Raw genomic sequence first — 11,227 nt, forward strand, 5'->3', positions numbered from 1 at the left:
TCCTAGACCCGGTCCGACAGCCTCATGGCCGGCGCCGGCGGCCTCCGCGTGCCGGTGACCGACAGCGACCCCGGGGTCGCCGCCGACGCCGGGTCGGTCAGCCAGCGCTGCTCGTCGGAGCCGTCGCGGACCTTGACGACGATGTCGGCGCCCGCGTCGTCGGTGGTGGAGGTGAGCGCCAGCTGCCCGTCCCAGCGGGGCAGGAACTCGCCCCGCACGGTGAGGTCGTAGCGCACGTCGTCACCCCGCTTGTCCTTCTCGGCGGCGCAGGTGCCGAGGATCACCACGCCGGCGTCCACGTGGGAGTCCAGGCACAGATCGGGGTCGGCCACGCTGCGCAGCAGCCCGTCGGTCTCGTACGACCACTGCTGGGTCGGCGCGGACGAGCACGCCGCCAGCTGTGTCCCGGCCCCCTTCCTCGCCTCGCCCTGGATGTCGAGGCACAGGTCGGCGTCGGCGTCGCGCAGTCGGGTCCGGCCGAACGCGGCGGGGAGTCGAGCGGTGCCGGAGGACGCCGTCGGCGGGGACTGGGAGCCGGTGCCCGGGGTGGTGCCGAGACCGCCGTTCGCGCTGGTGGAGGCGGCCGGGTCGACGCCGTCGTCGCCGGACCACAGACCGGTGACGAGCACCGTCGCGAGCAGTCCGGCGGAGGCGAGCCCCACGCCGGTGAGTAACGTCCGTGAGGAGCGCAGGCCGCCGGGGATCCGGCGGTGGGGCGCGGGCACACCCGCCGTTCCGGGCACCCCCCGCCCCCCGGTCCGACCTGGTGTCCCGGTCTCACCCAGCTCCCCGGACGGAACCGGCGCCCCGGGCAGACCCGGCCGCCTGGGGACAACCGACGTATCCGACCCACCGGTCGTGCCCGGCACACCGCGGATCCCCGGCAGACGACGGCGTCGGCGGTGGCCGTGCCGGACGGACTCGTGGGTGTGCGCTTCCGCCCGGTCGCGGCCGGGGCGGGTGTCGAGGTAGCGGCGGGCGCCCCAGCCGAGTACCGCCTCGGCGATCAGAACGCCCAAACCACCCTCGAAATGGTTCAGTTGTTCGGCGGCGTTCCGGCAGTAACGGCACTGCGCCAGATGGTGCTGAACATCCGGCAGCAGGGCCCCGCCACGGCGAATCGGAACATCCAGGAGGCGGTTGTAGAAGCGGCAATCCTTGGTCGGCGCGAGTTCCCGATGAGCGTGTACAGACCCCTCTCGGAATTTTTCACGCGCTTGTTCGAGTGCGGCCGACGCGGTGTCGATGTCCATGCCGAGAAGTGCGGCCGGGACGGACAGCGACTCCGCCTCGACCTCCACATGCCACAGCAAACAGCGGGAGAGGCCGGGAAGAGCATGGAATGACCGCTCGGCGAGCTTGCGGTTTTCCGGTGTCATGGACTTGGCCGTACGCATACCGCGGCCGCCCGCGGGTTTCCCGATATCCGGCAGAACACCGGATATCCGCTCCTCCTGAGCCCACTGACGGACCGTGTCCCGCACGGCCAGCAGCAGTCGGGGGCGCAGCGCCACGGCCGTCTCGCCAAGGGCCACTCGGTCGAGGACCTGGTGGAAGGCGGCCGTGCCGGCCATGGAGGCGGTGTCCGACGGCGAGGCCAGGCAGATCACCGCGTATGCGTGGACGGACGGCCAGTGCCGGGCCATCAGCAGGGCGACGGCATGAGTGGCCTCTCGGTCCGGGCGGCCTCTCAGGGCGGCGCCGAGGCTCTCGTCGGATTCTTCCAAAGCCCCGCCGGGCGGGGGGTAAGGAGGGCGAGGGGGGTGGGGGGTGGACACTGAGCGGATTCCTTCCCACGCGCATGGGGGACACAGAAGTTCTGGTCGCCGAAAAGGGGCCGCAGAGTGCGGCACCTTTGGGCGCGGGCGCGGGGAGCGGAATTCACCACCGTCCATCCGTCCCGGTTCCCCGCGAGACGCATACGGTCCGGCCCTCACACCCCCCACACCGGTTGTTCACCCTTGCACAAGTCACTCATGACCAACAAGGCACTCGAGCAACCTCCACATCATTGAAGGAAAGTCAGATACGGCGGCAACTCAGCCGGCTGCACGAATTTTCGGGACTCCCCGCCCGCACCGGGTCGTTGGCGCCGGCACCCCGCGAGCGCCCCGTGTGAAACACGCGCACGCGCCGGGGCCCCGCGCACGCTCCCGCCGCAGGACCCCGCGTAGTGCACTGGGGTCGGCCTTTCCTCGGAGGCCCCGCGCAGGATGGCGGCTCTTCTGCGCGACGACGGCCGCCGACCCCGTTCCTCCCGCCCTCGGTCGGCGGCCCCGAGGGCGGTTCGGCAGGTCTCACGGAGGGGGTCAGATCTGCCAGGAGCGCAGCCGGTCGGCGGCGCCGTACACGTCGGTCTTGCCGGAGATCAGATCCCGGGCGAGATCGACGAGAGCGCCGTAGGGCGGGTCGATGCCCACGCCGCTGACGAACATGTAGGACACGGCCGTCGCGCAGGCGAAGCGGGCGTTGGCCGAGGGCAGGGGCTTGAGCAGGGCGAGGGTGTGCAGCAGGGCCGCGGCCCGCCAGGCGGGGTCGGAGTCCACGCCGAGTCGGGGCGGATCGACGCGGTGCCGGGCGACGGCGGCCACCAGCGCGGAGAAGTCGTTGACGGTGGGCTGGTCGGGCAGGACCTCTTCGTGACGCTGGAGCAGCCAGGGCACGTCGATGTGGACGACGGGGGCCATCAGTCAGGCGACCCGCCCCTCGCCCCGGATGTGTGGTTCGTCTTCGGGGAAGGCCGCCGCGAACTCGTCGGCGTGCGAGGCGAAGAAGCGGCGGAAGGCCTCGGCGCCCTCCTGCAGGGCCCGGTGCCGGGCGATGTCGGCCGCCGCCGCCTCGCGCACCAGAGCCTTCATCGACGTACCGCGCTCCTTGGCGATCTGCCGCAGGTCCTCCAGCTCGCGGTCGCTGAATTCCACGTTCAGTGCAGGCATGGCCCCACGGTACCGCTCGGGTACTCAATCGTAAATACCCACAGGTCAGGACAGGATTCCAGCGGTACCGGAGGGCCGACAACACCGTGTCCGATTCCCGCCGGACGCCCGTCCCGGCGGGCGGCAGACTCGTCGGAGAGAGCACACCGTACGCGCGGACCGCACGCACAGGCCCCACGAACAGACCACACAGACCGAGGAGGAGGGCGGACCCATGACCCTCACCGCCGACCGGGCCGTACGACGTGTCGCCGACACCGACTGGACCGCGCTCGCCGAGGAGTTGGACGTGCACGGCTGCGCGCCGACGGCCCCGCTGCTGACCCCCGATGAATGCCGCGACCTGGCGGCCCTGTACGAGAAGCCGGAGCTGTTCCGGACCACCGTCGACATGGCGCGGCACCGCTTCGGCTCCGGGCAGTACCGCTACTTCACCCACGAGCTGCCGGACGCGGTCGCAGCCCTGCGCGCGGCCCTCTATCCCCGGCTGCTGCCGATCGCCCGGGACTGGGCGGCCCGGCTCGGCCGGCCGGCGCCGTGGCCGGACTCCCTCGACGAGTGGCTGGAGCGCTGTCACGAGGCCGGGCAGGACCGCTCGGCGCAGATCCTGCTGCGGTACGGGGAGGGCGACTGGAACGCCCTGCACCGTGACGTGTTCGGGGAGCTGCTCTTCCCGCTCCAGGTGGTCGTCGGTCTCGACGCGTACGGCACCGACTACACGGGCGGCGAGTTCCTGATGGTGGAACAGCGTCCCCGAGCCCAGTCCCGCGGTACGGCGACCGCGCTCCGCCAGGGTCACGGCCTGGTCTTCACCACCCGGGACCACCCGGTGCGCACCCGGCGGGGCTGGTCGGCGGGGGCGGTGCGGCACGGGGTGAGCGTGGTGCGCTCCGGCAGCCGGCACGCGCTGGGGATCGTCTTCCACGACGCGTCCTAGACGCGCCCCGGGATGAGGCGTGGGTCACATTCCGCCGGGCCGATGTCACATTCCGGTCCCGCCGGCCGTCGCAGGGGTGAGCGCGCCGCTGGGGAGGCCCACTTATGTCCGAGCACACCGTTACCGACACCACCAGCACCAGCACCGCCGAGCTCGCCCCGCGTGCGCCGGCGGGAACCGGGGCGGGCAAGGGCGAGCGGGTGGCCGACTGGCTGGACGGCCGGCTCGGCATCCACACCCTCGGCAGTCGGTATCTGCGCAAGGTCTTCCCGGACCACTGGTCCTTCCTCCTCGGCGAGATCTGCCTGTACAGCTTCGTCGTGCTGATCCTCACCGGCGTGTGGCTGACGCTGTTCTTCCACCCGTCGATGAACGAGGTGACCTACCACGGCAGTTACGTGCCACTCAACGGCGTGCGCATGTCCGAGGCGTACGCCTCGACGCTGGACATCAGCTTCGACGTACGCGGCGGACTGCTGATCCGTCAGCTGCACCACTGGGCGGCGCTGATCTTCGTCGCCGGGATGTTCACGCACATGATGCGGCACTTCTTCACCGGGTCGTTCCGCAAACCACGGGAGGTCAACTGGCTGTTCGGCTGGTCGCTGCTGTTCCTCGGTCTGTTCGAGGGCCTGTTCGGCTACTCGCTGCCGGACGACCTGCTGTCCGGCACCGGCCTGAGGTTCGTCAACGGTGCCCTGCTGTCGGTCCCGATCGTGGGAACGTACCTGTCGATGTTCCTGTTCGGCGGCGAGTTCCCGGGCCATGACATCGTGGCCCGCTTCTACTCGCTGCACATCCTGGTGATCCCGGGCGTCATGGCGGCGCTCGTGGTAGCCCATGTGCTGCTGGTCGTCTATCACAAGCACACCCAGTTCGCGGGTCCCGGCCGGACCGAACGCAACGTGGTCGGCGCCCCGTTCATGCCGGTGTACCTGGCGAAGGCCGGCGGCTTCTTCTTCCTGGTGTTCGGGACCCTGGCGCTGATCGCGGCCGTGGCGGCGGTCAACCCGGTCTGGCAGTACGGCCCCTTCCGCGCCGACCAGGTCTCCACGGGCGCCCAGCCCGACTGGTACCTGGGCTTCGCGGAGGGCCTGGTCCGGGTCATGCCCGGCTGGGAGATCAGGCTGTGGGGTCACACACTCGTCCTCGGCGTGCTGGTCCCGATCGTGGTCTTCCCGCTCCTCCTGCTCTTCATCGGCGTGTATCCGTTCCTGGAGGCCCGGGTCACCGGCGACAGGCGCGAACACCACCTCCTCGACCGGCCCCGCAACAGGCCGGTGCGTACGGCGATCGGCGCGGCCTGGATCAGCGTCTACCTGATCCTGCTGGCGGGCGGCGGCAACGACATCGTGGCCACCCGACTCCACCTCTCGATCAACACGGTCACCTGGGCGGTCCGGATCGCGGTGTTCGTCGTCCCGGCGGTCGTCTTCGTCGTCACCCGGCGCATCTGCCTCGGACTCCAACTCCGCGTCAGGGAACTGGTGTTGCACGGCCGGGAGACCGGCGTGATCAAGCGGCTGCCGCACGGTGAGTACGTCGAGGTGCACCAGCCGCTCGATCAGGCCCGGCTCCACACGCTCACCGCGCACGAGCGGCCCGGGGAGCTGGTGGAGCACACGAGGGTCAGCCTTGATCCGCCACGAAGGACGCCATCCGGGTCAGGGCCGAGTTCCAGTTGATGGTGTGCTCGTTGGTCGACCAGGACTGGATGTCGTCGATGTAGCAGAACTGGCCGACACAGCCCTGGAGTTTGCTCTGCGCGTAGGGGTCCTGGATGGACGAGTTCGGCCCGCCCGCGAGGGTTCCGGCGGGCGGGTCCGGCAGGTTCGGGTCGAGCTGGTGGGCGTACCAACGGCTGTGCTGGTTGTGGGAGTTGACCTCGCCGTAGCCGGTCACGTACGAGATGTTCAGCGCGTTGCGGCCGAACAGGTAGTCCATGCTCTGGACGGCCCCGTCACGGTATTTCGCGCCTCCCGTGATGTCGAACGCGGTGGCGATGACGACCGCGTTGTGCAGGATCTGGTGGTTGGAGCCCCAGTCGTAGAGGTTGTCGGCGGGGGCGTACGGCATGCCGTACGGCTGTGACTTCAGGGTGGCCAGATAGCGGTCGGCGCCCTTCACGACCGACTGGCGCACCGCGTCCCGGCCGGGCAGCCTGCTCGGTACGGTCGCCAGGTCGAGGCGGGCCGCTGCCGCCGTGCGGGCCCAGTCGTAGCCGAGCGGGCCGAAGATGTCGGCGGTGTGGACGGGCGAGACGAGTACGTGGTCGGCGAACTGCTTCTCCCCCGTGGTGAGGTACAGCTCGGCCGCCGCCCAGTAGAACTCGTCGGTGGCGTCGGAGTCGGGGTAGGCGCCGCCGCCGATGCCGTCGTCGGGGTCGGCGTACATCGCGGGGTGGGCGAGCGCGGCCGTCCAGGCCTTGCGGGCGGCGGCCAGGGCCTTGGTGGCGAACGCCTTGTCGTAGGGCCGGTACAGGCGGGCCGCCTGCGCGGCGGTCGCCGCAAGGTTCAGGGTGGCCTGCGTGCTCGGCGGGTGCAGCTCGCGCTTCTGCGGGTCGTCGCTGGGGAGGAGGGGCAGCCCGGTCCACTGTTCGTCGTGGATCTTGTGGTGGGCCATGCCGGCCATCGGCTGTCCGTCGGGCACCTGCATCTTCAGCAGGAACTCCAGCTCCCAGCGCGCCTCGTCGAGGATGTCCGGCACCTTGTTGCCGCTCTCCGGGATGGCGAGCGTGCCGTCACCGAGCTCGGCCGGCCGTCCGGTGCGGGCGTGCAGCGCGCGTTCGTAGGTGCTGAGCAACTCCCAGGTGGAGATGCCGCCGTTGACGACGTACTTGCCGTGGTCGCCTGCGTCGTACCAGCCGCCGGTGACGTCGAGGCTGTAGTCGCAGACCCCGGGTTGGCAGGGCACGTTCGAGTCGCCCTGGTTGGGGGCCACGCCGACGTGGCCCGCCGGGCGGCCGTAGCCCGGGCGCAGGTCGTCGCGGATGGCGATGCCGCTGCGCTGGGTGTAGTAGTACTTCGCGGCGTCCAGGCGCAGCTTCTCGTAGGCGCTCGTCCCGATGTCGAAGGGGCGGCTGGTCTCGCCGTCCGCGACCAGGGTGAGGCCGGTGGCCTGCTTCCGGTAGGCGCCGAAGTCGATCGAGTGGACGTTCTGCCCGGAGGAGGCGTCGGTGCCGCGCGGCACGCTCCAGCCGTGCGCCACGACCGTGCCGCCGGAGTTCTTCAGCTGCCAGGGCAGCTTGGCGGTGGCGTCGGTGACGAGTGTGGCGTTCTTCGGTCCGGAGGGCAGATAGGCGACCTGGTTGACGCGTACGCGGGGTCCGGTGTCGGGCTCGTACACCTCGGGCGGTACCCCGCCCAGCAGCGACACGTCGTCCACGCAGAAGCGGAACGCCTCGGCGCTGCCGCCGAGTTGGAGGCCGACCTGGCCCTGGGTGGTGTCGACGGGTGAGGTGAAGGTGTAGGAGTAGGCGTTGCCCGAGACGCTGAGCTGCGGACTCACCTCGAAGTAGGTGTCGTACGGGGAGACCGACAGACCCACGATGGCGCGCACGACGTGTCCGTCGGGCGAACCGTTCGCGGTGAAGGAGAACTTGTACGACTCTCCCTTCACCAGGGTGATGTCGTTCTGGCCGACGGCCGCGTCCCAGCGGTTGGCGGTGCCGCCCGGCACGTCCGCGCACAGCTGTCCGTCGGACAGGCCCGCGGTGACGTTGCTGGTGGTCCACCAGGGGGCGGTGGTGGTGTCGAAGGTGCCGTTCTTGACCTGTTCCACCTCGTCGGCGGCGGCCCCGGGGGCGGGGAGGCCCACGAGTGCCGCCCCGATCAGGGCGGTCAGGGACAGCAGGGACAGCATGCTGGTTCTGCGTCGTTTCACGTCTGGGCTCCTCGGGTGAGGTGCGGGTGACGCTCGCGGTGGGAGCGCTCCCAGAAGCGGACGCAGCCATGCTTGTTTGAGGCATGACACTCCGTCAACGGTCCGGACGGGACTGGTTCCCGTCCGGACCGCGGCGCGAGCCGGTCAGCCCGCCGGGACCTCCAGCCTGCTGATGCGCACCGCGCCCCGGGCCTCGCCCGGGTAGGCGCTGGTCAGCGTGAGCCGCACCCGGGAGCCGCGCACGGCGTCGAAGGTGATGACCGTGGGCTCGTCCGAGGCGGTGGCCCAGTCGACGGCCGCTCCCTTCACCGGCGCATAGGTGCTGCCGTCCCCCACCTCGACCGCGACCGAGGCGGGCAGGCCGTGGGTCGCGCCCAGGGTGAAGGAGGCCTCCACCCGGGCGAAGGTCCGGGTCCGTCCGAAGTCCACCGAGACCCAGTCCTCGGCCCGGGCCCCGTCGAACGCGGGCAGCAGGGCCGTGGCCGCCTTGCTGAAGGCGTTGGACCAGCCGGTGGCCGGGTCGCCGTCGAGCATCGCGGCGGGCAGGGTGTCCGGTCGGCCGGAGTAACTGGCGTCCGCGTGAGGGTAGTCGGGAGCGGCCGGGTGGTCGGGCCCGAAGACGGCCGCCGGGGTGGTCGCGGCCGACCGGGCGGGCGTGGTGCGCACGCCGGCGGTGCCCGTCCGCAGGCCCTCCACGCGTGCGGTCACCTTCAGGGCGCCGGGACGCGTACCCGACCGGACGATCGCGAGCGCCTTGCCGTGGAAGGCGGTCCGGGTGCTCGCCTGATACCGCTCGGCGCTCTCCTGGCGGCCGTTGTCGAGTCCCGCGAGCGAGCCGCCCCGCACCGCGAAGGAGATCAGGTGCTCGGCGTCGGGCACCACGACCCCGCGGGCGTCGACGATGTCGGCGGTGACGAAGACCAGTGAACGGCCGTCCGCGGCGAGGGAGTCGCGGTCGGCGGTGAGCCGCACGGCGTACGGCTCCCCTGCCGTGCGCAGGACATCGGTGGCGACGACCCTCCCGTTCCTGCGTGCCACCGCCTTCAACTCCCCAGGCCGGTACGGCACTTTCCAGGTGAGGTGGAGCTTGCCCGCGCTGCCGTTCGGGCTGGTGTAGCTGCCGGGGTAGGGGCCGTCGGTGAAGGTCTTGTCGTCGCCGGTGGCCTCAGTGGTCTCCAGGTACGCGCGGCCGTCGGTGGTCTTCTTGGTGTCGAACTTCCTTGTGCCCAGGGACTTTCCGTTGAGGAACAGTTCGACCGTGTCGACGTTGGAGTACGCCCACACCTCGACCGTGTCGCCCTCCCGGTGGTTCCAGGTCATCGGCAGCAGATGGACCATGGGATCACCGGCCCACTGGCTGCGGAACAGGTGGTACATGTCCTTCGGGAAGCCGGCCGTGTCGACCGCGCCGAAGAAGGACGCCTTCACCGGGAAGACGTCGTACGGGGTCGGCTCGCCGATGTAGTCGATGCCCGACCACAGGAACTGCCCGGCGAACCACTTGCGGTCGCGGTCCTTCTTGTGGCCGTACTCGCCGCTCATGGTCCAGGAGGCGAGGTTGTTGTCGTACGACGAGGTCGCCCGCCTGCCCGGCGTGTGATTCTCGCCGGTGTTGAGGTGCTCGGGCTCCTGGTAGGTGCCGCGCGTCGAGGTCTCGGAGGACGACTCGGACTCGAAGAGGAACAGGTGCGGGTAGGCGGCGTGCAGGGCGTCCACCGACTTGGCGGTGTTGTAGTTGAGACCGAGGCCGTCGAGCTTGGCCAGCATCAGATCGGCCGCCGAGCCCTTGGCCGGAGGTCGCCGGTACTTGTCGGAGCCGATCACCAGGGGGCGGGTGTCGTCGGCGGCCCTGATCGCGGCGATGATCCGGTCGGCCATGGCGAGTCCGGCGGTGGAGGTGGAATCCGGGATCTCGTTGCCGATGGACCACATCAGGACGGCGGGCGAGTTGCGGGCGGCCAGCACCATCTCCGTGGCGTCCCGCTCGCACCACTCGTCGAAGAACCGGCCGTAGTCGTAGCGCGTCTTTCCGGTCCGCCAGCAGTCGAACGCCTCCACCAGCATCACGATGCCCAACTCCTCGCAGACCTCGATGATCTCCGGCGAGGGCGGGTTGTGGGAGGTGCGGAAGGCGTTGACACCCATCGACTTCATGATGGTCATCTGCCTGCGGACGGCGTCCTTGCTGACCGCGGCGCCGAGGGCGCCCAGGTCGTGGTGCAGGTCGACGCCCTTGAGCTTGTGGTGGGTGCCGTTGAGGTGGAAGCCCTCGTCCGGGTCGAAGCGGAAGGTGCGCAGGCCGAAGGGGGTGCGGTAGGTGTCGACGACCTTGCCGCCGACGCGCAGCTCGGTCTCCAGGGTGTAGCGGCGGGGCGTGTCGATGTCCCACAGCTGAGGGTCCGGGACGGTGAGCTCATGGACCTCCGTGGCCTGTCCGTCGACGGTGACCGTGGTCGCCGTACCGGCCGCTGTCCGGCCGCGCGGGTCCCTGATCCGGGACCGGATCTCGACCGGGCGCGCACTGCCGGACTCGTTCACCACGGAGGTCTGCACCCGCACCGTGGCCCGGTCCCCGGTGATCTCGGGCGTGGTGACGCGGGTGCCCCAGCGGGCCACGTGCACCGGGTCGGTGACCACGAGACGGGCCTCGCGGTAGATGCCGCTGCCGGAATACCAGCGGCTGCTGGGCAGCCGGTTCCGCACCATGACCGCGAGCACGTTCTGTGTGGTCCCGTCGGTGTGCAGCAGGCCGGTGACGTCGAAGGCGAAGCCGGTGTAGCCGTAGGGGTGCCGGCCGACCTCGGTGCCGTTGCAGTACACGTAGGAGTCCATGTAGACGCCGTCGAACTCCACCGAGACCCGCTTGCCGGCCAGGGCGGGCGGCAGCGTGAAGGCGAGTCGGTACCAGCCGAGGCCGCCGGGGAAGAACCCGGTGCCGCTGGTGGTGCCGTGCTGCGTGGTCGGAGCCGGCTCGATGCTCCAGTCGTGCGGCACCACGACCTCGCGCCATCCGGAGTCGTCGTATCCGGGTGCGGCGGCGTCGGCGTACGCGCCGGTCGGGTCGGTTATCCCGACCGGGTCGGCCAGCACGAAGCGCCAGCCGTCGCGCAGGGTGACCGTGCTGCGGCCGGGCGCGCTGCCCGCGGTCTCGGCGGCGTGTGCGGCCTGGGTGCCCAGCAACGCTCCGGCGGCCGGTGCGGCGGCGGAAGCGAGCAGGACCGATCTGCGAGTGACCTGCATGGCGGCTCTCCCTCATCAGGGCCCAGAAGTACTCACAACTGATCGTGAACAAACAGATTCTGACGGGCCGCCACTCAGACCCGTCAAGGGTGCGGGCACGTCCTTCTGCCTCAGGCGTCACAACGGCCGGATCTCCCCCTTGACCGGTACCTGGTCGCCTGTTTTGTCCGCTCCGGGAGTTGGGGTCCATGGGCGGCCCCCAGGCACTACGCTGGAACCCATGTGACCGCAC

General features: G+C 70.6%; 7 protein-coding genes. 2 read left to right on the forward strand and 5 right to left on the reverse strand.

Features of this window, described 5'->3' with window-relative positions; translation table 11 throughout:
* Positions 1 to 2: 2 nt before the first annotated feature.
* From ACIBK3_RS17995 to ACIBK3_RS18005, 3 genes are all read right to left on the reverse strand, one after another.
* Positions 3 to 1,778, reverse strand: coding sequence for an RICIN domain-containing protein (locus ACIBK3_RS17995; RefSeq protein WP_399366606.1), 1,776 nt, complete (start codon positions 1,776 to 1,778; stop codon positions 3 to 5).
* 531 nt (positions 1,779 to 2,309) lie between these two features.
* Positions 2,310 to 2,687, reverse strand: a complete 378-nt coding sequence (locus ACIBK3_RS18000) for a toxin Doc (protein WP_399366608.1) — start codon at positions 2,685 to 2,687, stop codon at positions 2,310 to 2,312.
* 3 nt (positions 2,688 to 2,690) lie between these two features.
* Positions 2,691 to 2,936: a hypothetical protein gene (locus ACIBK3_RS18005; RefSeq protein WP_399366609.1), complete on the reverse strand. Its 246-nt coding sequence runs from the start codon at positions 2,934 to 2,936 to the stop codon at positions 2,691 to 2,693.
* A gap of 214 nt (positions 2,937 to 3,150) precedes the next feature.
* Here ACIBK3_RS18005 and ACIBK3_RS18010 point away from each other — a divergent pair, with 214 nt between their 5' ends.
* Positions 3,151 to 3,873 (forward strand): 2OG-Fe(II) oxygenase, encoded by a 723-nt coding sequence (locus tag ACIBK3_RS18010; protein WP_399366611.1) that lies wholly within the window; start codon positions 3,151 to 3,153, stop codon positions 3,871 to 3,873.
* Positions 3,874 to 3,977: 104 nt separating this feature from the next.
* Positions 3,978 to 5,558: a cytochrome bc complex cytochrome b subunit gene (locus ACIBK3_RS18015; protein ID WP_399366613.1), complete on the forward strand. Its 1,581-nt coding sequence runs from the start codon at positions 3,978 to 3,980 to the stop codon at positions 5,556 to 5,558.
* Here ACIBK3_RS18015 and ACIBK3_RS18020 read toward each other — a convergent pair.
* Entirely contained in the window at positions 5,503 to 7,755 is a 2,253-nt protein-coding gene (locus ACIBK3_RS18020; RefSeq protein ID WP_399366615.1) for a glycoside hydrolase family 9 protein, read from the reverse strand. The two genes, ACIBK3_RS18015 and ACIBK3_RS18020, sit on opposite strands and share 56 nt — an antisense overlap.
* A 144-nt stretch (positions 7,756 to 7,899) precedes the next feature.
* On the reverse strand, positions 7,900 to 10,995 hold the full coding sequence (locus tag ACIBK3_RS18025) for a glycoside hydrolase family 2 TIM barrel-domain containing protein (RefSeq protein ID WP_399366617.1): 3,096 nt from the start codon (positions 10,993 to 10,995) through the stop codon (positions 7,900 to 7,902).
* Positions 10,996 to 11,227 lie beyond the last annotated feature (232 nt).

This window comes from Streptomyces sp. NPDC050287 (assembly GCF_044459385.1).
Classification (GTDB): domain Bacteria; phylum Actinomycetota; class Actinomycetes; order Streptomycetales; family Streptomycetaceae; genus Streptomyces.